At 42.6% G+C, this 26,070-nt stretch carries 23 protein-coding genes; 19 read left to right on the top strand and 4 right to left on the bottom strand.

Going from position 1 to position 26,070, the window contains the following annotated elements; all coding sequences use genetic code 11:
* Window positions 1-679 precede the first annotated feature (679 nt).
* The gene (gene sspI / locus Len3610_RS08460; RefSeq protein ID WP_176447560.1) at window positions 680-904 is read right to left on the bottom strand and encodes a small acid-soluble spore protein SspI; all 225 of its coding nucleotides are present in this window, start codon (window positions 902-904) and stop codon (window positions 680-682) included.
* Window positions 905-1,004: 100 nt separating this feature from the next.
* Here sspI and Len3610_RS08455 point away from each other — a divergent pair, with 100 nt between their 5' ends.
* From Len3610_RS08455 to pheT, 3 genes are all read left to right on the top strand, one after another.
* Window positions 1,005-1,742, top strand: a complete 738-nt coding sequence (locus tag Len3610_RS08455; protein WP_176447559.1) for a TrmH family RNA methyltransferase — start codon at window positions 1,005-1,007, stop codon at window positions 1,740-1,742.
* Window positions 1,743-2,116: 374 nt separating this feature from the next.
* On the top strand, window positions 2,117-3,166 hold the full coding sequence (pheS, locus tag Len3610_RS08450) for a phenylalanine--tRNA ligase subunit alpha (protein ID WP_176447558.1): 1,050 nt from the start codon (window positions 2,117-2,119) through the stop codon (window positions 3,164-3,166).
* Window positions 3,166-5,592, top strand: a complete 2,427-nt coding sequence (gene pheT / locus Len3610_RS08445) for a phenylalanine--tRNA ligase subunit beta (protein ID WP_176447557.1) — start codon at window positions 3,166-3,168, stop codon at window positions 5,590-5,592. Before pheS ends, pheT begins: the two co-directional genes overlap by 1 nt.
* Before the next feature lie 165 nt (window positions 5,593-5,757).
* On the opposite strand, the gene rnhC is transcribed toward pheT, so the two are convergent.
* Entirely contained in the window at window positions 5,758-6,687 is a 930-nt protein-coding gene (rnhC, locus tag Len3610_RS08440; protein WP_176447556.1) for a ribonuclease HIII, read from the bottom strand.
* 245 nt (window positions 6,688-6,932) lie between these two features.
* Between rnhC and zapA the strand changes: the two genes are divergently transcribed.
* The 12 genes from zapA to uvrC all read left to right on the top strand — a co-directional run bounded on the left by zapA (window position 6,933) and on the right by uvrC (window position 21,195).
* Window positions 6,933-7,196: a cell division protein ZapA gene (gene zapA, locus Len3610_RS08435; protein WP_176447555.1), complete on the top strand. Its 264-nt coding sequence runs from the start codon at window positions 6,933-6,935 to the stop codon at window positions 7,194-7,196.
* A gap of 3 nt (window positions 7,197-7,199) precedes the next feature.
* Window positions 7,200-7,757, top strand: a complete 558-nt coding sequence (locus Len3610_RS08430) for a CvpA family protein (protein WP_176447554.1) — start codon at window positions 7,200-7,202, stop codon at window positions 7,755-7,757.
* Between the two features lie 574 nt (window positions 7,758-8,331).
* Complete coding sequence (gene polX, locus Len3610_RS08425; protein ID WP_176447553.1) at window positions 8,332-10,053, top strand: DNA polymerase/3'-5' exonuclease PolX; 1,722 nt, start codon at window positions 8,332-8,334, stop codon at window positions 10,051-10,053.
* Window positions 10,054-10,111: 58 nt separating this feature from the next.
* Entirely contained in the window at window positions 10,112-12,454 is a 2,343-nt protein-coding gene (locus Len3610_RS08420; RefSeq protein ID WP_176447552.1) for an endonuclease MutS2, read from the top strand.
* 27 nt (window positions 12,455-12,481) lie between these two features.
* On the top strand, window positions 12,482-12,895 hold the full coding sequence (locus Len3610_RS08415) for a DUF350 domain-containing protein (RefSeq protein ID WP_176447551.1): 414 nt from the start codon (window positions 12,482-12,484) through the stop codon (window positions 12,893-12,895).
* Between the two features lie 453 nt (window positions 12,896-13,348).
* A complete protein-coding gene (locus Len3610_RS08410; protein ID WP_176447550.1) occupies window positions 13,349-15,040 on the top strand; it encodes a long-chain-fatty-acid--CoA ligase in 1,692 nt (563 codons plus the stop codon).
* A gap of 133 nt (window positions 15,041-15,173) precedes the next feature.
* Window positions 15,174-15,761 (top strand): fatty acid metabolism transcriptional regulator FadR, encoded by a 588-nt coding sequence (locus tag Len3610_RS08405; protein WP_176447549.1) that lies wholly within the window; start codon window positions 15,174-15,176, stop codon window positions 15,759-15,761.
* Window positions 15,762-15,779: 18 nt separating this feature from the next.
* Window positions 15,780-16,553 carry an enoyl-CoA hydratase gene (locus Len3610_RS08400; RefSeq protein WP_176447548.1) on the top strand — a complete coding sequence of 258 codons (774 nt, stop codon included), beginning with the start codon at window positions 15,780-15,782 and terminating at the stop codon, window positions 16,551-16,553.
* Window positions 16,554-16,586: 33 nt separating this feature from the next.
* Window positions 16,587-17,360 (top strand): electron transfer flavoprotein subunit beta/FixA family protein, encoded by a 774-nt coding sequence (locus Len3610_RS08395; RefSeq protein ID WP_176447547.1) that lies wholly within the window; start codon window positions 16,587-16,589, stop codon window positions 17,358-17,360.
* The gene (locus tag Len3610_RS08390; RefSeq protein WP_176449597.1) at window positions 17,344-18,345 is read left to right on the top strand and encodes an electron transfer flavoprotein subunit alpha/FixB family protein; all 1,002 of its coding nucleotides are present in this window, start codon (window positions 17,344-17,346) and stop codon (window positions 18,343-18,345) included. Before Len3610_RS08395 ends, Len3610_RS08390 begins: the two co-directional genes overlap by 17 nt.
* A gap of 634 nt (window positions 18,346-18,979) precedes the next feature.
* On the top strand, window positions 18,980-19,297 hold the full coding sequence (gene trxA, locus Len3610_RS08385) for a thioredoxin (RefSeq protein WP_010532457.1): 318 nt from the start codon (window positions 18,980-18,982) through the stop codon (window positions 19,295-19,297).
* Window positions 19,298-19,401: 104 nt separating this feature from the next.
* Complete coding sequence (uvrC, locus tag Len3610_RS08380; protein WP_176447546.1) at window positions 19,402-21,195, top strand: excinuclease ABC subunit UvrC; 1,794 nt, start codon at window positions 19,402-19,404, stop codon at window positions 21,193-21,195.
* A gap of 96 nt (window positions 21,196-21,291) precedes the next feature.
* Here uvrC and Len3610_RS08375 read toward each other — a convergent pair whose 3' ends face one another.
* A complete protein-coding gene (locus tag Len3610_RS08375) occupies window positions 21,292-21,729 on the bottom strand; it encodes a YslB family protein (protein ID WP_176447545.1) in 438 nt (145 codons plus the stop codon).
* A gap of 285 nt (window positions 21,730-22,014) precedes the next feature.
* On the opposite strand from Len3610_RS08375, the gene Len3610_RS08370 reads away from it, so the two are divergent.
* The 4 genes from Len3610_RS08370 (at window position 22,015) to Len3610_RS08355 (ending at window position 25,752) form a co-directional block, all read left to right on the top strand.
* Complete coding sequence (locus Len3610_RS08370; RefSeq protein WP_176447544.1) at window positions 22,015-22,635, top strand: succinate dehydrogenase cytochrome b558 subunit; 621 nt, start codon at window positions 22,015-22,017, stop codon at window positions 22,633-22,635.
* Between the two features lie 50 nt (window positions 22,636-22,685).
* Complete coding sequence (gene sdhA / locus Len3610_RS08365; RefSeq protein ID WP_176447543.1) at window positions 22,686-24,437, top strand: succinate dehydrogenase flavoprotein subunit; 1,752 nt, start codon at window positions 22,686-22,688, stop codon at window positions 24,435-24,437.
* A 15-nt stretch (window positions 24,438-24,452) separates the two neighbouring features.
* Window positions 24,453-25,214 carry a succinate dehydrogenase iron-sulfur subunit gene (gene sdhB, locus Len3610_RS08360; protein ID WP_176447542.1) on the top strand — a complete coding sequence of 254 codons (762 nt, stop codon included), beginning with the start codon at window positions 24,453-24,455 and terminating at the stop codon, window positions 25,212-25,214.
* A gap of 73 nt (window positions 25,215-25,287) precedes the next feature.
* Window positions 25,288-25,752 carry an acyl-CoA thioesterase gene (locus Len3610_RS08355; protein ID WP_176447541.1) on the top strand — a complete coding sequence of 155 codons (465 nt, stop codon included), beginning with the start codon at window positions 25,288-25,290 and terminating at the stop codon, window positions 25,750-25,752.
* A gap of 18 nt (window positions 25,753-25,770) precedes the next feature.
* Here Len3610_RS08355 and Len3610_RS08350 read toward each other — a convergent pair whose 3' ends face one another.
* The gene (locus Len3610_RS08350; protein WP_090239084.1) at window positions 25,771-25,995 is read right to left on the bottom strand and encodes a helix-turn-helix domain-containing protein; all 225 of its coding nucleotides are present in this window, start codon (window positions 25,993-25,995) and stop codon (window positions 25,771-25,773) included.
* Window positions 25,996-26,070: the final 75 nt, after the last annotated feature.

Raw genomic sequence — 26,070 nt, 5'->3', positions numbered from 1 at the left:
AAATCCAACTCCTCACCATGCTACTTATAGTTTATACCGGAAAAGAAAAAAGAGCAACAATTTTTCAAAAGGCTCTTTTCGTAAGATTGATGCTTTTTAACCTCGTAGTCGATGTAAACTGCGACGTAACTTTTGGAATGTCTTACTCCAATTCTATCGGAGTTAAGTGCTGGTTCGTCGCTGCGGAAAAATACTCGCTTTCCGCGGGGAACGCTTCAGCCTCCTCGCTCACAAAGACCGCTCGCTGCGGGGTCTTCAGACTGTTCCTTTCCCGCAGGAGTCTCGCATTTTTCCGCAGCTTAGTGTTCTGTTCAGTCCAAGTGAGAGAAAACCCGCTAAACAATTTTTTCTCGGACTTCATCCTTTCGAAATGCAGAAAGTCGCTGACAGCGGAGGCAATATACGAAGACTCCTATGGGAAAAGCACGTGTCCGAAGACCCCGGAGGAAAGCGGTCTTTGCTTTCCGAGGAGGCTGAGGCCGTGCCCATGGAAAGCGAAGTATGTTGCCGGAGCGTCGCAAAGCACTTAACGCTAATCAGAACAGGAGGAAGCCTCACTAATGAGAATTTTCACTATTTCGCAGTTTATGGATTTTGCGGCAACAACAACAATATTTGAGAAAACAGCCTTTCAAAAAAAAGACAGGTGTATGTCAAAACACCCATCTTGAGTCAGATTTTAACTGCTGGTATTGGCTTGTTGAACACCTTGTTCCAATGCTTCAATCATTTCCTGCTTGTCCTGTTCATCAGATTGTTTCCAAATCAGTTCGAATAGTACACCTAAACCCGGAAGCATTTTTTCCTCGCCGTCCTGAATAGCATCCGTAATGGTTGCTTCCAATTGTTCCTGATCATTTTCTGCAATATTGGATAAAATAGCTTTTCGTAAATTCAGGTCCATGAAACCACCTCTTTTGTTTGATTAAACTAACGATAGTTTGACCGGCAAAGCATAAAATATGTATGATAAGATAAGAAAATGACAAAGTGGGATGGATGAAATGATTACGTCACTGCAAAATCACAAAGTCAAACAATGGATGAAATTACACAACCGTAAAGGCCGCAAACAAACCGGCATGTTTTTGATCGAAGGCTTCCATTTAATTGAAGAAGCCTATCAAAGTAACTGGGAGATTACAGAGGTTATCTTAGTGGAAGGGGTGGAAGGTCCGGAATGGTGTGGCGATTATCCCGCCACTTATGTCAGCCGGAAAGTGTTGCAGCATATGACCATGACCGAAACCCCTCAAGGAATTGCTGCGACCATTAAAATAAAACACCCAATAGAATCTGCCGCTAATACGGTGTTGTTAATTGATTCGATTCAAAATCCCGGCAACCTGGGTACGATCATTCGAACTGCAGATGCAGCTGGCTTTGACATGGTTATGCTGGGTGATGGCACAGTTGATTTGTACAACGATAAAGTTATTCGCGCAACGCAAGGTTCCTTATTCCACTTACCGATTTTGCATGGTAATTTGCTGGAAAAAATACCTGATCTGCAGGCAGGAGGATTCACGGTATGGGCTTCAGCACTAACGGATGCCATTTCATTTAAAGAAACGAATGTGTCTGATAAAGTTGCATTGATCGTAGGTAATGAAGGTGCAGGCGTTAACAGCGATATCGTAAAATTGGCAGATCAATCCGTGAAAATCCCGATATACGGACAGGCTGAATCATTAAATGTCAGTGTTGCAGCAGGCATTTTAATGTATTCGATAAGTAAATAGTTGCATAATCCCGGCAAATTATCTATAATAGAATAAATTTGATTCAGGAAATGAGCAACTTACAGACTGTTTTTTAAAAGCTTGGATAGAGACAGACAGTAATGGAATGTACGGCAACAAGGGAAGAGGTGTCACGGACTGAAAGCATCTCTGGCTGATACAATTGCTGTCATTTCACTCTGGAGCTGGCACTTGGACCTTTGTCAAAGTAAAGGTGACCCGGATATTAGATCCGTTATCATGTTAGAGTTGGACACAGAACTGTTGTGTCAACAAGGGTGGTACCGCGAAATAAGAGCCTCGTCCCTTAGTGGGATGGGGCTTTTTTATATGGCAAATATTTACCACGCGTCACTTCATAAGGAGGTATATTGATGAAAGAGCAATTGGAAACGATTCGCCGGGAAGCACTCTCGAAAGTAAAAGAGGCGCACGATTTAAAAGAGCTTCAGGATATAAAAGTAACTTACTTAGGCAAAAAAGGATCTTTGACAAGTGTTTTACGTGGGATGGGCAAACTTTCCAAGGAAGAGCGCCCGGTTGTTGGTGAGATTGCCAACAAGGTGCGTGAGGCCATTACAAATGAAATTGACGAAAAAACGGAAGCACTTGAGCAGGCCGCATTGGAAGCAAAGCTTGAAAACGAAGCACTTGATGTCACATTGCCTGGCCGGCCGCCTCAAGTTGGCGGACCGCATTTATTGACAAGTATCATCGAGGAAATTGAGGATTTATTTATTGGGATGGGTTATGAAGTGAAAGAAGGTCCGGAAGTGGAAACGGATTATTTTAATTTTGAGGCCATGAACATGCCTAAAGGTCATCCGGCACGCGATATGCAGGATACATTTTATATTACAAACGAGCTGCTGCTCAGGACACATACTTCACCGGTGCAGGCAAGAACCATGCAGCAATACGGTGGAGGGCAGCCGGTTAAAATGATCTGCCCTGGGAAGGTTTACCGTCGTGACACGGATGATGCCACGCATTCGCATCAGTTTACGCAAATTGAAGGACTTTATGTTGATAAAAATGTTCGGATGAGTGATTTGAAAGGGACATTAGATAATTTTGCCAAAAGTATATTCGGCAGCGATCGGGAAATCCGTCTGCGTCCAAGCTTTTTTCCATTTACGGAACCGTCTGTGGAAATGGATATTTCCTGTAAAGTTTGTAAAGGTGACGGCTGTTCTGTCTGTAAGCATTCCGGCTGGATTGAAATCCTTGGTGGCGGAATGGTGCACCCGAATGTTCTGGAAATGGCCGGATATGATTCAGAGAAATATACAGGCTTTGCGTTTGGAATGGGACCGGATCGAATTGCCATGCTGAAATATGGTATTGATGATATCCGGCATTTCTACACCAATGATATGCGGTTCCTGACACAATTTCACCATGAAAAAGGAGGGGCACAGTAATGTTAGTATCATTAAACTGGCTTAAAGATTATATTGATATCGAATCCGTCAGTCCTGAAGAGCTTTCGGACAGAATCACAAGAACCGGAATCGAAGTGGATGGGATTGAATATGTTGCCGGAAAAAGCAGTGGTGTGGTTGTCGGTTATGTTGAATCTTGTGACCAACATCCAAATGCTGATAAGTTGAGTCTTTGCCAGGTTGACACAGGTGACGAACAGCTGCAGATCGTTTGCGGTGCCCCGAATATTGCGCAAGGTCAAAAGGTAGCGGTTGCGAAACCCGGGGCTGTACTGCCGAATGATTTCAAAATCAAAAAAGTGAAACTCCGTGGCGTTGAATCCAATGGTATGATTTGCTCGCTGCAGGAACTTGGTATCGATGAAAAATATGTCCCAAAAGACGTTTCTGAAGGTATTTTTGTGTTTCCGGATGATGTGACAGCAGGTGAGAGTGTCGAGCGGCTTCTTAATTTAGATGATGCTGTACTGGAGTTTGATTTGACACCGAACCGTGCAGATGCGTTAAGTATGCTTGGTGTGGCCTATGAGACGGCGGCAATTCTTGATCAGGACGTGACACTGCCGAATGAAGACGTGCACCCTGCAAGTGAAAAAGCAGCTGATTATGTTTCGGTGAATGTGGGAGATCCTGATTTAAACCCATATTATGGTGCTTTTATTGCCAAAGATATTGAGATTAAGCAGTCGCCATTGTGGATGCGGAATGTCCTGATTGCAGCAGGTATCCGTCCAATCAATAATGTTGTGGATATTACAAACTTTGTCTTACTGGAGTATGGCCAACCACTGCATGCATTTGACTATGACCGGTTTGGCTCTGATGAAGTTGTCACGCGTCGCGGCCGCCATGGTGAGAAAATGGTAACGCTCGATGGTGAAGAACGCATACTATCCAATGAGAATCTTGTCATTACAAATGGAAAAGAACCTGTAGCGCTTGCTGGCGTGATGGGCGGTCTGAATACGGAAGTGAATGAAGATACGACAACTGTTTTGCTTGAGGCTGCCTATTTTGACCCATCTGCCGTCAGAACAACTGTCAAAGATACCGGTCTGCGCAGTGATTCAAGCACGCGATTCGAAAAAGGTGTTGATCCGAACCGGGTAGAACGTGCGGGGCTGCGTGCATGTCATTTGCTTGAAAAATACGCAAGTGCAACCATTTTAGCTGATCCTGTTGCCTTTGATGAACTGGACCGCAATGAGAAGACCGTAACGTTTGAAACAAGCGACATTAATAAACGGCTTGGTACAACGATTACAACAGAGGATATTGCCGTGATTTTAAACAAGCTGCAGTTTCCTCTCGACCAGAAACAGAATAAATTTGCTGTTCATGTACCTACCCGGCGCGGGGATATAACCATTTTTGAGGATATGGTTGAGGAAGTAGCGCGAATCTACGGTTATGACCATTTGCCATATACGATGCCTGAAGGAGCGTCCCAGGCCGGCGGGTTAACGCAAAAACAGAAACTGAAACGGTCAGTTAAGAACTATATGCAAAGTGCAGGGCTAATGGAAACGATCACTTATTCATTAACCGATTATGCAAAGATTGATAAACTGGTCAGTCCTGAACTGCGTGAGAAAAATCCAAATCCTGTTCAGCTCTCCATGCCGATGAGTGAGGATCATAGGTACTTGCGTCTGAGTATTTTGCCGGAATTGCTGAAATCCCTGGCATATAATCGGGCCCGAACTCAAACGGATATTCATTACTTTGAACTTGGAAATGTGTTCGTTTCAGATGAAAAAATGCTTTCAGAATATCCGGATGAAAAATTGCGGTTAGCAGGAGTGCTTTCCGGATTATGGATGAATCATCCGTGGCAGCAGGAGAAAAAACAAGTGGATTTTTATTTGGTCAAAGGTATCATCGAAGGGTTATTCGACTTTTTGAACACGCCGATTTCCTTTGAACAGGCCAGGTTGCCCGAGATGCACCCGGGCAGATGTGCCACAATCTCGATTGATAATGAAGTCATTGGTTTCTTCGGGCAGGTTCATCCATCACTTGAAAAATCAATGGATCTAAAAGAAACATATGTGTTTGATATTGATTTGGCGTATGTATTGGGAATCAATACGGGTACAATTGATTACCAGCCGATTCCGAAGTATCCATCGGTTGCCAGAGACATTGCCTTTATTGTGGATGAAGATGTAAACGCCGGTGAGATGAAGGAAACAATTGAAATAACCGGTTCACCTTTGGTTAAAAATGTGCAGGTTTTCGATGTCTACAAAGGTGAAAATTTACCTGAGGGCAAGAAATCCATTGCGTATAGCTTATTCTACCAGGATCCGGAAAAAACCCTGAAAGACAATGAAGTCGAGCAATCTTACCAGAAAATCGTTGAAACGGTAAATGAGAAATTTAATGCGTACGTAAGATCGTAGTTTGAAAGAGGAGGCGCCAGTATCCGGTGCCTCCTCTTTTCTTATATGGAAAGCATAGAATTCAGGGTAATGTTTTAAACAGAGAAATCGGAAGCCCCGCCGATTTCTTCAGTCTGACTTCCGGCCTCTGACCTCTGGGAAGACGAGGCCAGGCCTGAGTTTTTCTTATACACGATTAAAAGCCTTTTTCGTATTGGCGAAATGGGTTTTGGCGCAGGTGTCCAGTATTTCCCGGCCGTTTGATTTGATGATGCGGGCGGCTGCCTGGTCAACTTTTCCCGATGCACCTTTAGGCAGTGTGAACCCTGCTTTTTCCGATAAGTGATCCATTTCTTTCAAAAAGCTGGTTCTGGCAATGATTGATGCAGCCGCTACCGCGATCGAATAACTTTCGGCTTTTGTCATGAAATATGTGTTATCAGGCAGTTGTTCTTTCTCGGAAGCAATATGGCGTTTGTAGACATCAGGTTCACAAAATTGGTCAATCAAAATGCCATCTGTTTCAGAAGCATTCACTTTGTTCAGGACGTTGGTGATGGCATGGTGGTGAAGCATAGCTTTCATTTTGCCCTGGGACCAGCCACGCCTTTGCAGCTGATTGTATTTCTCATTTCGCAAAACTAAAAGTGAATACGGCATATCAAGTTTTAGAATATCGTTGGCAATTTTCCGGATGGATGCGTCTTTTAAATTCTTGGAATCTCTTACACCTAATTCTTTCAATAGTTCCATTTCCTCTTGTTTGACAAAAACAGCTGCGGTTGTGATGGGACCAAAGTAATCTCCCGTCCCTGCTTCATCCGAACCGATATGACTGCTTGACAAAAGTGTATCCGGCGGTGTGTATCCGGTTTGCTTCCGGGTATTTTTTGGCGTTACCGGCTCATCTTCTTTTATCTCGGTCCATTTATCCGCTTCGGCTGCAGGGTTTTTCCCCTGAAACAAAACTTTACCGGATTTGTAGGCGGTTATCACTGCATTTGCTGTCTTGGCCCGAAAAATAGCGCCTTGTGGTGTTGTTTGTAAATAATCAGTATAATGATTTTTCATTTTTTTAATGATATCTGCTGTTAAGACGTATACATTTTGTGGCATTTTGATCCTCCAATTGATTTGCTATGTTAAACGGTAGCAAACACTGTTTAATAATGAAACCTTTATAACCTGGAATTTCCCGTACGATAAGCCCCCGGTTGAACAATTTGGATTTCCTGAATGACCGTTATTGTGTTATGATATAGTCGATTATTTTAACGCTAAAGATGATAAACGTTTATAGTTACTGAAAAAAATATATTATGTATGTTCTCATGAAAATTTATTAATGGAGGGTATCGAGTGTGACCCAGGATGATAAAACACGGGTAACCGTTGAGATATATAATAAATATTATACAGTAGTCGGGAATGAAGATCCAAGTCAAGTCCGTTTGGTTGCCAGTCAGGTTGACCAGAAAATACGTGAAATTCATGGAATGAACCAACAGCTTACGACGACAGAATTGGCTGTACTGACTGCTGTTAATACGATGAATGATTATATGAAATTAAAAGAAGACTATGCGGCTTTATTGGGATCTCAAAATAAGAAAGAGGATAAATAGCAAATGGTAGATTTTATTTTAATTGTATTATTGATTTTTGGGTTTTTAATCGGTTTGAAACGCGGGTTCATTTTACAGGCGTTTCATTTAATCGGTTTTATTGCAGCATTCATCCTTGCCGCTCTATATTATGATGAGCTGGCATCACGTCTGGCATTATGGATTCCATATCCTGAGTTGGATGACAATAGTGCATGGGCGGATTTCCTGGAGGCGTTACCGCTTGAAGGTGCCTTTTACAATGCTATAGCGTTCGCCATTATCTTTTTTGCGGTTAAGATACTGCTGCAGATTATAGCATCGATGCTTGATTTCGTGGCTGAATTGCCGATATTGCATTCACTAAACAAATTGCTCGGTGCTGTGCTGGGATTTGTTGAAATATACTTGTTGATTTTTATAGTATTGTTTATTTTGGCATTGACGCCTTTAACTGAAATCCAATCGTGGATAAATAATTCATCGATAGCATTGTTTATCATTGAAAACACACCATTTTTATCTGAACAAATCAGGTCCTTATGGTTTACCAGTATGGATGATTTGCTTAATAGCAACTGATTTGCGGCAATCAAAGGCTGGTTCAAATAGTAGGCAATACGGTTGTATGTTGTGTACAATGAGTATAGTCTTATTTGAATCAGCCTTTATAATGGCTGTTCACTTCAAGGCTACTGTTTTTGACAAAAAATCTATAAACTGCGACATAGAGTGCTTTGTTGATTTCCGTTTCGGGCAGTCGCTTTCCGCGGGCACGGCTTCAGCCTCCGTTGCGGAAAACCGCCGCTGCTCAGGTCTAGACACGTGCTTTTCCCGCAGGAGTCTCCTGCCCTCCACTCCAATCAACAACCACAAAGAGTTTTGATTACACAATAAATAAATATAATTATAAAACACAAAACAGCGGAGGAAATACGCGGAGACTCCTGCGGGAGGATAGGCATAGGTGAGACCCCGGAGCGCGTTAGCGCGAGGAGGCTCACCAGCCGCCCGCGGAAAGCGGAGCGTATTTCCGGAGCGGTATTATTTGCACTCAAAATTTCAGTGTGTCGCAATTTATATCAACTATGAAAACTAAAAGCAACAAAATTTACGAAAAAAGCTTTTTGACTGTTAATAAAGAAGGTGAGTCTATATGCCTGTTAATAAAAAAGATGTTATTAAGTTATTGGAGAAAATTGCTGTTCATTTGGAGCTTAAGGCTGAAAATCCATTTAAGATATCAGCTTACCGGAAGGCGGCTCAGGCACTTGAGCGTGATGACCGTTCCATTACGGATATTGAGGATTTCACTAAAATAAAAGGGGTCGGCAAGGGAACAGCTTCCGTCATTAATGAATTTATCCAGAATGAAACGTCCGAAACACTAATCCAGCTGGAAAAGGAAGTCCCCCAAGGTTTAGTGCCGCTGCTGGATTTGCCGGGACTCGGCGGTAAAAAACTTGCAAAGCTATATCAGGAACTTGGCGTTACGGATGCTGACTCGCTGCAGGAAGCATGTGAAAAAGGCCAGATCGAGCAGCTGGAAGGATTCGGGAAAAAGTCTGCCGAAAAAATCCTAACAGCATTGAAAGAGGCTAATGAGCGCCCCGAACGCCTGCCAATTGCCACAATGCTTCCGCTTGCTGAGATGATCGAACACTACTTGGATACGATTGAAGCGATTCATGATTATTCACGTGCCGGAAGTCTGAGGCGGATGCGTGAAACCGTTAAAGATATTGATTTTATTATTGCATCTGAAGATTTTCAGACTGTTCGTGAACGTCTGTTAGAGATGGGGCGGATAAAGGAAGTCGTGGCACAAGGGGATACGAAAGTGTCAGTCACCCTTGAGGATGTTTACGATATAAATGTGGACTTTCGGATTGTTAAACCGGATGAATTTGCTTCAACGTTACATCATTTTACAGGTTCAAAGGATCATAATGTCGCTATGCGGCAGCTCGCCAAATCACAAGGTGAAAAAATTAACGAATATGGTCTGGAAGTGGAGGAAACAGGTGAAACACTGACATTTAAAAGTGAAGCGGAATTTTTTGAGCACTTTGACTTGCACTATATCCCACCCGAAGTGAGGGAAAACACCGGAGAAGTGGAGTCCTACCGTGAACCTGTTTCATTGCTTAAACTGGAAGATATTCGCGGGGATCTGCACATGCATACGACTTGGAGCGATGGTGCGCAATCATTGGAAGAAATGGTTAACCAGGCACGCGTGAAAAATTATGATTATATAACGATTACGGATCATTCCAGGTTTCTCAGAGTTGCCAATGGATTAAATGAAACACGGTTGCGTAAACAGCGGGAAACAATTGCCAATTTAAATGAAAAATACGATGATATCCATATTTTTGCCGGTGTTGAAATGGATATTTTACCTGATGGCACGTTAGACTTTGCGGATGATTTTTTACAGGAATTGGACTTTGTCATCGGTGCAATTCACTCAAGTTTTAATCAATCACAGGACAAAATAATGGCACGGCTGAATGCGGCGCTGGAAAATCCTTATGTTTCCCTGATTGCGCACCCTACCGGCAGGCTTATCGGCCGGCGTAAAGGTTATGATGTGGATGTTGAGCAGCTGATTGAGCGTGCCAAAGAAACGGATACAGCACTGGAGATCAATGCCAACCCAAACCGGCTGGATCTCTCCAATGAATGGGCGAGAAAGGCTCAGGAGGCCGGTGTTAAGATTGCCATCAATACGGATGCCCATGATTATTACATGCTGGATCATATGACATATGGTGTCGGTGCTGCCCGAAAAGGATGGATCAAAACAGATACTGTCATCAATACATGGTCAAAGCAGAAACTTATGGCCTTCATGAATCGTACAAATGAATAAGCGTCAATAGTAATCTAAAGAAGAGCATACGTTTAACCATCTAAAGGAGAAAATCCACATGAATGAACGAATTCTGCAAACGCTGGAATTTAATAAAGTCATCGAACAATTGAATAATCAGGCTGAAACGACGATTGGCAAGGAACTGGCATCAAACCTGAAACCTTCCGCTGACTCAGCCAAAGTTAAGGAAATGCAAGCAGAAACCGACGAAGCAAGCCAAATTTTAAGGTTGAATATGACCATTCCATTAGGTGGGATTGCAGACATTCGCGCCAGTATTAAACGAAGTGTCATCGGTGGTGTATTATCAGCTGAAGAGTGCCTTGATGTTGCCAATACCCTTTACGGGGCACGCCAGGTTAAAAACTTCCTGGAAAAAATGGAAGAGCATTTACCCATTTTAAAAGATCTTGCCGGACGAATTGTCACGTTGCGGGAACTGGAAACACAGATAAACAGCTGCATTGATGACCGGGGAAATATGATGGATAGCGCGTCCGTCAAGCTGCGCAGCATTCGTTCTTCTATTCGCACATTTGAAAGTAACGTACGGGATAAATTGGACAGTTATACCAAGTCCCAGAGCAAGATGTTGTCGGATGCCATCATAACGATTCGAAATGATCGATATGTCCTGCCGGTGAAACAAGAGTACCGCGGGGCTGTAGGTGGGATTGTCCATGACCAATCGGCCTCTGGTGCCACATTGTTTATGGAACCAAAAGCGGTTGTCGATTTGAACAACCAGCTGCAGGAAGCAAGAGTAAAAGAAAAACAGGAGATTGACCGGATTCTTCGGGCGTTAAGTGCAGACATTGCTGATGCTGAAGCGATTCTTTCCGAAAATGTTTCAGTATTGGCACATATTGATTTCATTGTTGCAAGAGCCAAACTGGGAAGACAAATGAATGCTGCGATGCCGATGATCAATGATGACGGTATTATCAATGTCAAACAAGCACGTCATCCGCTGATATCTGAAGATGAAGTCATTTCCAATGATGTGGCACTTGGTAAGGATTACACATCTATTGTCATCACTGGTCCAAATACTGGTGGTAAAACTGTTGCATTGAAAATGATTGGCTTGTTTACGTTAATGGCGCAATCCGGTTTGCAAATTCCTGCTGCTGACGGCTGTGAAATGGCGGTTTTTGAGAATGTTTTTGCTGATATTGGCGATGAGCAGTCAATCGAGCAAAGTTTGAGCACTTTCTCATCACATATGATGAATATTGTTTCGATCCTCCATCAGGTTAACCATAAATCTTTAGTATTGTTTGACGAACTTGGTGCAGGGACCGATCCACAGGAAGGTGCTGCATTGGCAATGGCCATTCTTGATGATGTTGTGTCCCGTGACGCTCGTGTTGTGGCAACAACTCATTACCCGGAATTAAAAGCTTATGGCTATAACCGTGAACATGTAGTTAATGCATCCGTGGAGTTTGATGTGGAAACTCTGGAGCCTACTTACCGGCTATTGATTGGTGTACCCGGCCGGAGTAATGCATTTGATATAGCCAAACGCCTGGGGCTGGAGCAATCAGTGATTGACCAGGCGAAAAATAAGGTTGGCGTTAATTCTGAAAGTGTTGAAAATATGATTGCTTCACTCGATGAGTCCCGGCGTCAGGCTGAAGATGATTACGATCGGGCACATAACGTACTTCAGGAAAGTGAAAAATTGCGGGACGATCTCATAAAAGCATGGCAGCAGTTTGAAAATAAACGCGAGGACTTATATAAAAAAGCAGAAGATAAAGCAGACAAAGCTTTACAAAAAGCCCGTGATGAAGCGGAAACGATTGTTGACGAAATACGGCAGGTGAAAACCAATGCACAGCTGAAAGAACATGAATGGATTGAAGCCCGTAAATCGCTTGAAGAAGCACAACCGGATCTGACTGATAAATCAGCGGATAAATCAAAACAAATAAACGAAGCAACACAAGAATTGAATCCGGGCGATGAAATTAAGCTGCTGTCGGCAAATCAGCGCGGAACAGTTCTTGAAAAATCAGGTGAAAATGATTACTTGATTCAAGTCGGTATTATGAAGGTTAAAGTGAAACGTAATGAGATCCAGCTTGTTAAGAATAAAAGCTCCGTTAAAGAAAAACCACTGACGACTGTTAAAGGTTCCGGCTATCACGTCAAAACAGAGCTTGATTTACGTGGTGAACGATATGAGGACGCTCTTGCCAGATTGGAAAAATACATTGATGATGCTTTACTTGCAGGTTATCCGAAAGTTTTCATCATTCATGGCAAAGGGACAGGAGCACTTCGGAAGGGTGTAAAAGAATTTGCTAAAAATCACCCGCGAATTGGAGCAGACAGACCTGGTTCTGCAGGAGAAGGCGGCAGCGGTGTAACCGTTCTGGAATTGAAGTGATTGGTTTAACAAAGGGGTTTGTTGAAAATGACTGGTTTTTGGGAAAATATCCTGGTTGAAACGGCTGCAAGATACAGCGTTGTTATTCTTGGTACCATCGTATTTCTGGCCATTTTCGAGTTTGTGACATCTTACCGCAACTGGCAGGAAATCAAAAATGGCAATCTTGCAGTCGCCATGGCAACCGGTGGGAAAATATTCGGTATTGCCATCGTTTTTCGATACGCCATTGAACATAATAATTCGTTACTTGAGATGATAGGTTGGGGTACTTTTGGATTTATTTTATTACTGCTTGGTTATATCATCTTTGAATTCATGACACCATCGATAAAAATCGATGAGGAAATCGGACATGGAAATAAAGCAGTCGGGCTTATATCGCTGCTAATCTCGGTCGGGTTAGCATTCGTTATTGGCGCAAGTATTGGGGGAGTTTAAATTGTTACTGGAACGTTTGGCAAAAATAATGTTTGTTGTAGCTGTGGTGTTTTTGGTTGTCGGGATTTTCTATTTTATTTAAAGTGGTTGTTCAAAAAGTCCGGTAAAAATGACACATCGAATTTCTCCGTTGACTTGTTTCTCCGCTCCTTGGAAAAGAAAACCGCTTTTCCTGCGTGCGATGCGGATTCAGGGAAGCAATCCTTGTGCTCATGTATTTAAAAGCATAGGGGAAGTTCTGCTAAAACCGCCCACGTCCTGTGGGCAACGCAGAACTCACCACATCCTGTGGAAGCCCGCTGCTCGAAACTGCGCCGCCTCGAACTTCCCGGTCCTTTTTATCCTCCTTTTTGAACCCGCTTTTAAAAAATTTCATAAAATGCAGTATTAAGATTCAAAAAATACACATTTATCGGTATAATGGGGGTATCAAATAATAAAGGAGGAAAATTCATGGTGGAACAAAAGAACTGGCATACGCACTATCCGGATGAAATTCCGGTAACGATTGCGTATGATGAGAAGCCGCTTGATTCCTTTTTGGCGATGAATGCTGAAAATTTCCCTGAAAAGAAAGCGCTTCACTTCATGGGAAAGGAAATGACATTTATAGATATCTATTCTCAGGCAAAGAAATTGGCAAGTTATTTTCAGTCTCTGGGTCTAAAGAAGGGTGATAGGGTCGCGATTATGCTGCCAAATTGCCCACAGGCCGTGATCAGTTATTATGGGGCATTGCTTGCAGGGGCGGTTGTCGTTCAAACAAATCCGCTTTACAAAGAAAGAGAGCTTGAGTATCAGCTGAATGATTCAGGTTCCACATTTATTGTTTGTTTGGATATTTTGTTGCCGCGCGTTACAAATGTACGTGGGAATACCGAGCTAAAACATACAATTGTAACAGGTATAAAGGATTACTTACCTTTTCCTAAAAACCTGATATACCCTTTCATTCAGAAGAGAGAGTATAACATGGTAGTTAAAGTGGAACAATCAAACGACACACATGTCTGGCAATCGATTATTAATAATGGTAATGAACACTATACCCCAGTTAATATAGACCCAAAAGAGGATTTGGCATTATTGCAGTACACCGGCGGAACAACCGGACTTCCAAAAGGCGTGATGCTTACCCACTACAATCTGGTTTCCAATGTGCAAATGTGCCAAAAATGGTTATACAAAACCAAACCCGGTGAGGAAAGGATTATGGGTGTACTGCCATTTTTCCACGTATATGGGATGACGACCGTTATGAACATGTCCATTATGTATGGGTCCAAAATGATTCTGATGCCCAAATTTGATGCAGGAGATGTGCTTAAAACAATCCAGAAACAAAAACCAACCATGTTTCCTGGCGCACCAACGATTTATGTCGGGTTATTGAACCATCCAGACCTGCAAAAATATGACCTGTCATCAATCAATGCCTGTATTAGCGGCTCTGCACCATTACCGCTGGAGGTACAGGAAGAGTTTGAAAACATTACCAATGGTAATTTGGTGGAAGGGTATGGATTAACTGAGTCGTCGCCGGTCACACATGCCAATTTCATATGGAGTAAGCGTGTTAACGGCAGTATTGGTGTGCCGTGGCCTGACACAGATGCAAAAATCATGCTGGAGAGCGGCGAAGAAGCAAACGTCGGTGAAGTTGGTGAGGTGGCCGTCAAGGGACCGCAAATCATGAAAGGTTACTGGAACAACCAGGAAGAAACCGATAACGTCCTGAAAGATGGGTGGTTGTTCACTGGTGATATGGGCTATATGGATGAGGATGGTTATTTTTACATTGTAGACCGGAAAAAGAGTGTGATCATTGCCGGGGGCTACAATATTTACCCACGGGAAGTTGAAGAAGTATTATATGAACATGAAGCAGTTCAGGAAGCAGTTGTTGCCGGGATTCCAGATCCATACCGCGGCGAAACGGTCAAAGCGTTCGTTGTTCTGAAATCCGGTTATGAAACAGATGAAGAAGAGTTAAACACATTTTGCCGTAAAAATCTGGCTGGATTCAAGGTTCCCCGAATCTATGAATTCCGCGATGAGCTGCCAAAAACAGCCGTCGGAAAAGTGCTGCGCCAACAGCTGGTTGATGAGGAAAAAGAAAAAACGGCTGCAAGTGAGACCGTGTGAAACATACACATACCAACTCTTGATTCAGCAATTTGCACACCACTATATTGACAAATGCTTCATAACGATATAGAATAAAACGTGAATGATTATTCATTCATTTAATGGTATTGTGATTGCTAAGGAGTTAGTCATGAAAAAAAATAAACCAAAGTACAATCAAATTATTGAAGCGGCCGTAGAAGTCATTGCAGAAAATGGTTATCATGCTTCACAAGTATCCAGGATTGCCAAGAAAGCAGGCGTTGCAGATGGCACCATTTACCTTTATTTTAAAAATAAAGAGGATATCCTGATATCTGTTTTTGAAGAAAAAATGGGTCAGTTCATTGAGAAAATTGCACACGGTATCAGTGAAAAGAGTACTGCTGATGAAAAATTATTCACATTAATGGAAATGCATCTTCGGCAGCTTGCGGAAGATCGTCACCTGGCAATTGTTACACAGTTGGAATTACGACAATCCAACACAAGACTCAGATTGGAAATTAATCAGGTTTTAAAGCCCTATCTTGTTGTCATTGATGATATAATCAAGGAAGGGATTCAGGAAAAGGTTTTCCGTGAAGATCTCAGTATTCCGCTGGTCAGACAGATGATTTTTGGCACACTGGATGAAATTGTCACCAATTGGGTCATGAAAGAACAAAAATATGATCTTATCCAGCAAGCGACAGATGTACACGAATTTGTCACGGCCGGTCTTTACGAAAAAACATAGAAGAAGGGGGGAACTGCATTGGGTTTACTGGCTTATGAAGTGAAAGACAATGTTGTGGTACTTACGATTCAAAGTCCGCCGGCAAACGCTTTATCTAGTAATCTATTAAGTGATTTAAGTGATAACCTGGACAAAATTGAAACCGATTTCGGAGTGAAAGCAGTGGTTTTGAAGGGAGAAGGCAAATTCTTCTCCGCTGGTGCAGATATTAAAGAGTTTACGTCCCAGCAAAACGCATCTGATTATCAATCTCTGTCTGAAAAAGGTCAGCAATTATTTGACCGGATTGAACAGTTTCCAATACCGGTTATTGCTGCTATCCACGGCGCTGCTTTAGGAGGCGGTCTTGAACTTGCAATGGCTTGCCACATCCGGATTGTTACGGAACATGCCAAACTTGGGTTGCCCGAAGTAACACTCGGGATTATACCTGGCTTTGCCGGAACACAGCGATTGCCGAATTATGTTGGAACGGCAAAAGCATATGAAATGATTCTGACCGGTCAGCCAATCAGTGGTTCAGAAGCGAAAGCGGCCGGACTTGCGAATCAGGTTGTGGAAGAGGAAGACGTTTTTGATAAAGCACTTGAGCTGGCAGAAACAATTGCCGCCGGAAGCAAACTGTCCATAAATGCTGTGATGGGATTAATCCCTTATGCCAAAACAGATCAGTTTGCGAGCGGGATCCAGGCAGAAGCAAAAGCATTTGCCGGAATTTTTGGTTCTGAAGACGCAAAAGAGGGCGTGCAGGCCTTTATTGAAAAGCGTAAACCAAACTTCCGGGACAAATAAAGAAATCATTACACTATAAGGAGGATGACATACATGAACATATACGTATTGTTAAAGCGAACATTTGATACAGAAGAAAAAATTATTGTATCTGATGGCCAAATTGAAGATGAAAGTGCTGAATACATCATCAATCCATATGATGAATATGCCGTGGAAGAAGCCATTAAACAGCGCGATGAACACGATGGGGAAGTTACGGTTGTGACAGTCGGTGATGAAGAAGCTGAGAAGCAATTGCGCACGGCCCTTGCGATGGGAGCGGATAAAGCCGTCCTGATTAATACAGAAGATGATTTAGAGGATGGTGATCAGTTCACCACAGCGAAAATTCTTGAAGCCTACTTTGAAGATAAGGAACCCGATCTCATTCTGGGAGGAAACGTAGCCATTGATGAAGCGAGCGGGCAAGTCGGACCAAGACTTGCACAAGGCCTTGGAATCAATTGTGTAACGACGATCACTGCGCTTGAAATTGATGGAGACGCTGCAAATATTGATAAAGATGTTGAAGGTGATGTCGAAAAAATTGAAACAAATCTTCCGCTCTTGATAACTTGTCAGCAAGGATTAAATGAGCCCAGGTATCCATCACTTCCTGGCATCATGAAAGCCAAGAAAAAACCATTGGAAGAACTGGAAATTGATGATTTGGATCTGGATGAAGATGATGTCGAAGCAAAAACTGAAACAACTGATGTATTTCTGCCTCCTGAAAAAGAAGCAGGAAGGATTCTTGAAGGTGAGATTGATGACCAGGTGAAGGAATTGGTCTCCCTGCTTAAAGATGATGCAAAAGTACTTTAAACTTATCGGAGAGAGCGATAAATTACTTGTTATAGGGGAAGCAAGAGATGGGGAATTGCGTAATGTAACGTTTGAAGCGGTGGCAGCTGCTAAAAAAATCGATTCCGAGGCAGAGATTGTCAGTGTTTTATGCGGCAGTGATGAACTGAATGAACAAGGCCAGGAAGTAATCTATCATGGAGCAGACCGTGTTGTTACAGTAAAGCATGACAAGTTGGAACAGTATACATCAGAAGGTTATTCACAGGCAATTATGGCAGTTATTGATGATGAATCACCGGATGGTATCGTCATGGGTCATACTGCAATCGGGAAAGATTTAACACCAAAGCTTGCAGCAAAACTGGAAACAGGTCTGATTTCGGATGCGACAGATATTGAGAATGACGGGGAAAAAGCTGTGTTTATCAGGCCAATTTACTCCGGAAAGGCATTTGAGAAAAAGGCCATCACCAGCGGCTTAACGTTCGTGACGATTCGACCGAACAATATTCCGGCATTAGACCGTGATGATTCACGTTCCGGTGAAGTGAGCACAAAAGACGTTGATGTCAAAGATATTCATACCGTTATTAAAGATGTCATCCGTAAGGCTTCTGACGGTGTTGATTTATCTGAAGCAAATGTCATTGTTGCCGGCGGGCGCGGTGTAAAAAGTGAAGAAGGCTTCGAACCTTTATATGAACTGGCTGATGTTTTAGGAGGAGCAGTCGGAGCTTCACGCGGTGCGTGCGACGCAGAATATTGCGATTATTCCCTGCAAATTGGTCAGACCGGTAAAGTCGTAACACCTGATTTATATATTGCAGTCGGAATATCCGGTGCCATTCAACACTTAGCCGGTATGTCAAACTCAAAAGTGATTGTTGCTATCAATAAAGATCCTGAAGCCAACATCTTCAATGTAGCGGATTATGGAATTGTCGGTGATATATTCGAAGTCATTCCAAAACTGACGGAAGAACTGAAGAAAGTCGCCGTTTAAACCGGAGTTTCTTTTCATAAACTTTTTTGCTTAGTTGATATAAACAGCGACATAGTAAAATATTGTGCGCAATAATACCGCTCCGGAAATACACTCCGCTTTCCGCGGGCGGCTGGTGAGCCTCCTCGCGCTGACGCGCTGCGGGGTCTCACCTATGCCTATCCTCCCGCTGGAGTCTCCGTGTATTTCCTCCGCTGTTTTGTGCATTATAATTATATTTATTTATGTGTAATCAAAGCACTCTAATTCGCAGTTTATCCTGCATCTAATGGTCAGTAATCCGCCAAAATACGGCGGCTAACTGACCCTAAATGCCCGATACGGTTCGGGCCCGCACGATGCGGGTCACAAAGGCGTTGTCACAGGACGTGACGAATTTAGCCTTTGTTCCTTTGCTTCAGCGGAAAAATACGCTCCGCTGAATGAAGTTTCACTTTATGGGTTTTGTGCTAAAAACAACAATCTTTGAGAAAACAGCTAAACGGAGAAAAGATCTGATCGCTTCCGGTCAGATCTTTTTGGCTAATCGGCACCTTTCACGTCGTCTTCAGTTTGAATAAGCAAACTATTCGCGAGGAACGACTAACGATGATATACTCTAACCACAGTTAAGTGATTGAGGAGGGAAATAAAAATGGCAATTGAACATGTGACTGATCAAAATTTTGGACAGGAAACAGCTGAGGGTCTAGTGTTAGCTGATTTCTGGGCACCATGGTGTGGACCTTGCAAAATGATTGCACCAGTATTGGAAGAAATAGACGGTGAAATGGAAGATAAAGTACAAATTGTCAAACTGGATGTTGATGAAAATCAGGAAACCGCCGGAAAATACGGTGTTATGAGTATACCAACACTCCTATTGTTTAAAGATGGGAAAGTCGTTGATCAAGTTGTCGGTTTTCAGCCTAAGGAAGCATTGGTTGATTTAATTAACAAACATGCTTCCTAAGGTGTATAATAGTACGAGAGACGTGTTATATGATCCCTTGTTACATTAAGTGACAAGGGATTCTCTATAATCTGGTACACTATTTTCAGGGGATGAGTAGGCAGATGAACCAGCAACTAAAGGAAAAACTCGCAGTATTGCCGTTGCAGCCCGGATGTTATTTGATGAAAGACAAGCATGATACTGTCATTTATGTCGGGAAATCCAAAGTGCTCCGAAACAGGGTCAAGTCTTATTTTACCGGTGCAAATGATAAAAAAACACAACGGCTTGTGCAGGAAATTCAGGATTTTGAGTATATCGTGACGACATCCGAAATGGAAGCATTGATTCTGGAAATGAATTTAATTAAAAAATACGACCCCAGATACAATGTCCGTCTAAAAGATGATAAGTCCTATCCGTATCTGAAAATCACTAATGAGCGGCACCCGAGGCTTCTTATCACAAGGAATATAAAAAAAGATAAAGGAAAGTATTTTGGGCCTTATACGAACGTTCTGGCAGCCAGGGAAGCAAAAAAACTGCTTGATCGATTGTATCCACTGCGTAAGTGCAATAATCCGCCGGGTCGTCCTTGTATATATTACCACATGGGACAATGTCTGGCCTGCAGTGAAACACCGGTACAGGAAGAAACATACAAGGAAATCACCCAAAATATAACGTCATTTTTGCAGGGCGGACACAAAGCGATTAAAGACGACTTGAGTAAAAAAATGCAGGAAGCAAGTGAAGAACTGAACTTTGAAAGAGCAAAAGAACTGCGTGATTTGATTCAGCATCTTGAAGCTGTCATGGAAAGACAGCGCATGACATTAAATGATTCGGTGGATCGGGATCTATTCGGTTACAGTTATGACAAAGGGTGGATGTGTGTACAAGTATTCTTTGTCAGACAGGGAAAGTTAATTGAACGGGATGTGTCGATATTTCCATTTTTTGATGATCCCGACGACACATTTATCAGTTTTATCGGGAGGTTCTATTTACATCAGCACCATCTGAAGCCGAAACAGCTGCTGCTGCCAATCGGCACTGATACTGATTTATTAAGTGAATTACTGCAAATTAATGTACACACACCATTTCGCGGCAGGAAAAAAGAACTTGTGGAATTAGCCATGAAAAATGCAAAAATTGCACTGGACGAGAAATTTTCGCTGATTGAACGTGATGAGGAACGAACGATACAAGCAGTGGAAAAATTGGGTGAAGCACTCCATATTGAAACCCCTCATCGCATTGAAGCGTTTGACAATTCCAATATCCAGGGGACTGATCCTGTGTCGGCAATGGTTGTTTTTACAGATGGAAGACCTGATAAAAAAGAGTATCGCAAATATAAAATCAGAGATGTTGAAGGGCCGGATGATTATGAGACGATGCGGGAAGTGATACGCCGCCGTTATACACGCGTACTGAAGGAAAAGTCACCACTTCCGGACCTGATTATTGTCGATGGCGGAAAAGGTCAGATGAGCGCTGCACTCGATGTTTTGGAAAATGAACTGGGGTTGGATGTTCCGCTGTGCGGACTTGCAAAAGATGATAAACATAAAACAAGTGAATTGTTGTATGGTGATCCACCTGGGGTTATTCAATTATCCAGGCAGTCCCAGGCATTTTATCTTGTACAGAGGGTCCAGGATGAAGTCCACCGGTTTGCCCTTTCATTTCACAGACAGTTGCGCGGGAAAAATTTATTCAAGTCAAAGCTGGATAATATTCCCGGAGTTGGTGAGAAAAGAAGGCGATTACTGTTGACGCATTTCAAATCCGTTAACGAAATCAAACATACGTCCCTGGAAAATATTATGAAACTGGGTGTTCCGCAAGACGTTGCTCAAAATATTCTGACGCATTTAAATGATGAAGAAGGGAGCGAAACAACGTAATCTGTTCCGCCCCCTTAGTATGATATGAAAAATAAAATGAGATCGTCAAAGACTTATTGATACAGAGAAAATCTGAGTGAAATCCAGTCCATAATTTTAATCGGTAAATAATACGGTGAATTCGATTTGATGAATTTTCTTATGAAGTTCTTCACGACATTCGCATGACCGTTCTTTAATTTGTTCGACTGATTCTGCCAAAAAGCCTGCTTCCAGGCGGAATTCAGTTTCAAGAGGAGCACTTAAACGATATACGACCGAATCTGCCATTAATTGAAAAACAAGTTCTTTCTTTTTTTCTTTAAAAAGTTCTAATTGACCCCAGCCTAATTTTTCAAAGGCATAAACAATATCGGATATGGACTCTATATTAAGTTTTCTGGCCAGGTTTTTACCCATGAAATAGAGGAGCGTATTGGACTCGGTACCGAACATATCGGGTAAACCGATGTAGCGGATCATATCATATCCAGCTCCTGATGTATGCAGTTGATCCAGAAGTGTAACAGGCATGGATTCGTGATTTTTAGACATTGGTGTCATCCTTTCCCATAACTAATGCACGTAAGATACATTGGTTAATCTAAAAATTATATCTGATTTCATTATCTATGCAATAGCGTCAAAGTGCAAGCAGCATCAGTTAAATTTTCATATTTTAGCAAAATGTCCTGGTCCTTTTCTTGACGCTTATCATAGTTAGGATTACAATAAGTATGTCATAAATTGTACATTTTTGGGCAATAAAAGTAAGTAAGGTTCATTGTCAAAAAAGTGTACTGACTGCAATATTAACATTTAAACCAAGGGGGGTAACAAATGGCAGAACATCGAGAGTTTTTTTACCGCAGGCTCCACTCCTTGTTAGGGGTAGTTCCGATCGGGATTTTTCTTATTCAGCATTTGGTTGTTAACCACTTTGCTGTGTATGGTGAAGAAAGCTTTAATCAGGCGGCTGGATTCATGCATGATTTGCCGTTCCGTTTAGCGTTGGAAATCCTGGTTATTTACCTGCCGATTCTATTTCATGCAATATTAGGGGTTTATATTGTCTTTGTTGCAAAGAACAATACAAGACGATACGGTTATTTCCGTAACTGGATGTTTTACCTGCAGCGGGTAACCGGTATCATTACGTTTGTATTTATTGTATGGCACGTATGGGAGACACGTGTTCAAATCGGTCTTGGCAATGAGGAACTGGATTATAACCTGATGGAAAATATTCTTGCGAGCCCGGTCATGTTCTGGTTCTATATTATTGGTGTTATATCAACGACCTTCCATTTTGCGAATGGTCTTTGGAGTTTCCTGGTTTCATGGGGCTTCACACAATCACCAAAATCCCAGAAGATTGTTACATACTTAACATTGATTGTCTTCCTGGCTCTTAGCTATGTAGGTGTCAGAACACTGATTCAATTTGCGTACGGTGTTTAATAGTACGCAAACAACCTTTTAATACAGAGAACAAGGAGTGAGTAATCCATATGAGTAACCGGAAAGTTATTGTTGTTGGCGGCGGTTTAGCCGGCCTTATGGCAACGATCAAAGCAGCTGAAGCAGGTGTGAATGTAGATTTGTTTTCTATTGTGCCTGTCAAACGTTCTCACTCTGTGTGTGCTCAAGGTGGAATTAATGGTGCTGTCAATACGAAAGGCGAAGGCGATTCACCAGATATTCACTTTGATGATACGATCTATGGCGGTGACTTCCTTGCCAACCAGCCGCCGGTAAAAGCCATGTGTGATGCGGCTCCAAGCATCATTAACATGCTCGACCGTATGGGTGTCATGTTTAACCGCACACCTGAGGGGCTTCTTGATTTCCGTCGTTTCGGAGGTACACAGCATCATCGCACAGCGTATGCAGGCGCAACGACGGGACAGCAATTGTTGTACGCTCTGGATGAACAGGTCCGCCGTTATGAAGTGGAAGGCCTGGTTAATAAATATGAAAGCTGGGAGTTCGTTGGCGCGGTTATTGATGAAGACAATGTCGGGCGCGGCATTGTTGGTCAAAATATTCGTTCACACGAGATTAAGTCATTCCCGTCAGATGCTGTCATCATAGCATCGGGCGGTCCCGGAATCATCTTTGGCAAATCCACCAACTCGATGATTAATACCGGTTCAGCAGCCAGTATACTATATCAGCAAGGTGCTAAGTATGCGAATGGTGAATTTATTCAAATCCATCCAACCGCCATACCCGGCGATGATAAACTGCGTCTGATGAGTGAATCGGCACGTGGTGAAGGTGGACGTGTCTGGACATATAAAGACGGTGAGCCATGGTACTTCCTGGAAGAGAAATATCCGGCATACGGTAATCTGGTGCCACGTGATGTGGCAACACGCGAAATCTTTGATGTTTGTGTCAATCAGAAGCTCGGCGTTAACGGCGAGAACATGGTTTATCTGGATTTGTCCCATAAAGATCCGAAAGAACTTGATGTCAAATTGGGCGGTATCATTGAGATTTATGAAAAATTTGTTGGCGAGGATCCGCGCAAAGTCCCTATGAAAATTTTCCCTGCTGTTCACTACTCAATGGGCGGTCTTTGGGTTGATTATAATCAGATGACCAGTATTCCGGGTATTTTTGCTGCGGGTGAATGTGATTATTCACAGCATGGCGCAAACCGCTTAGGTGCCAACTCATTGCTTTCGGCTATTTACGGCGGAACTGTAGCTGGTCCGAAAGCCATTGAATATATCGACGGTCTGGATAAACACGTTGACGACTTACCGTCAAAACTGTTTGAAGACAAGGAAAAAGAAGAACAGGATAAATTTGAGAAATTGATGCAAATGGATGGTACTGAAAATGCTTACCAGATTCATAAAGAACTGGGAGAATTGATGACAGATAACGTAACCGTTGTCCGTTATAACGACAGGCTGAAAGAGACAGATAAGAAGATTAAAGAGCTGATGGAACGCTGGGAAAATATCAATATCAATGATACGTCCCGCTGGAATAACCAGGGTGTTATGTTCACACGCCAACTTGAAAGCATGCTTCACCTGGCCCGTGTGATCACAAACGGCGCTCTGAAACGTGATGAAACACGTGGTGCACATTATAAGCCGGAATTCCCTGAACGAGATGATGAGAACTTCCTGAAAACGACGATTGCAGAGTATGATAAAGAGAATGATGAACCTGTCATTACTTACGAGGATGTGGATGTTTCCCATATTACACCGCGTAAGCGCGATTATTCCAAACAAAAATGAAGGGAGTAGGTTGAAATGGCTGAGCAAAGTACTGTTACGTTTGTCATTACACGTCAGGATAGCCCGGATGCTTCTCCTTATAAAGAGACCTTTGAAATACCATATAAAACAAACATGAACGTTATTTCCGGGCTGATGGAGATACAAAGAAATCCTGTAAATGCCGATGGGGAGAATACATCACCGGTTCAATGGGATATGAATTGCCTTGAGGAGGTTTGCGGTGCTTGTTCCATGGTTATTAATGGAACAGCACGGCAATCATGTGCAGCGCTGGTGGATGATTTGGAGCAGCCAATCCATCTTGAGCCGATGAGCACATTCCCGGTCATTCGTGATCTGTTTGTTGATCGTGAACAGATGTTTGATGCATTGAAACAAGTCAAGGCATGGATACCAATCGACGGGACACATGACCTTGGTCCGGGGCCGCGTATGCCGGAGAAAAAACGCCAATGGGCATACGAGCTGTCCAAATGCATGAGTTGCGGTGTTTGCCTGGAGGCTTGTCCGAATGTGAATGACAAATCTGACTTTATCGGGCGGGCCTGTCCACAAAGTGCGTTTGTTCAATGCCCATCCACAGGTGAAATGAACGCAAGTGAACGCTTGGATGGCTTGATGAAGATGGAGGCATCTCAGGCTGCAGCCAACGCACAGAACTGTGTTCAAGTATGTCCTAAAGGTATACCATTAACTACATCAATTGCTGCTATGAACCGTGCTACAAACATTCAAGCATTCAAGAACTTCTTTGGCAGCGACGAAGCACATTAAGTTAAATCTATTAATCTATGATGACCCTTGCTTGCCTATTGGCGAGGGTCATTTTTAATAAGGAGGCAATGAATTGGGCAGGATTTCATATATTGATAACATGCAAGAATGGCGGTCTGAATTTTCATTTTTTATTCCGGTCAAAATCCGTTTTTCTGAAACGGACATGTTTGGGCATGTGAATAATGTGTCACCGTTTATTTATTTTGAAGAAGCGCGCATTGAATTTCTAAAAGCATCAGGCCTTTTTGATAATCAAAGTGACGCAGCAATGCCAATAGTGGCGGATCTGCAATGTGATTATCATAAGCAGATCTATTTTAATGAGAACCTCACGTTATATGTTAAAGTGGATCATGTTGGCAACACATCTCTGGACGTCCATTACATGGCGTTAAATGAAGACGAACATCTTTGTTTAACAGGACGCGGAAGAATGGTATACATAAATCCTGAAACAGGAAAACCAGCCCCATTATCTGATTCCATAAAAGAGCGACTGGCAGACAACATAGAGAGGAAAAAACCGACTTCCTAAAAAGAAAGTCGGTTTTTCCTAAAGCTTTAACTCCCCCATGCGGAGAAGTTCTACGACAGCTTGTGATCGCCCCTTGACACCCAATTTCTGCATTGAATTGGAAATATGGTTCCGGACCGTTTTCTCAGATATAAACAATTCCTGGGCAATTTCTTTTGTTGTTTTATCTTGTACTAAGAGCTCAAATACTTCTTTTTCGCGTTTCGTTAATAGTTGCTTCGGTTTGTACTCGTTGTCCTTCAAGTGATAACCCCTCCTTGCTGTCAAAGAGCTGCAGATGAAGGGTAAATTATTTAGTCACTATTAGTGTATGAAGAT

Source organism: Lentibacillus sp. CBA3610, assembly GCF_013373365.1.
Classification (GTDB): Bacteria; Bacillota; Bacilli; order Bacillales; family Amphibacillaceae; genus Lentibacillus.
The sequence above is the reverse complement of the archived record's forward strand: the minus strand, read 5'-3'. Positions and strand labels throughout refer to the sequence as shown.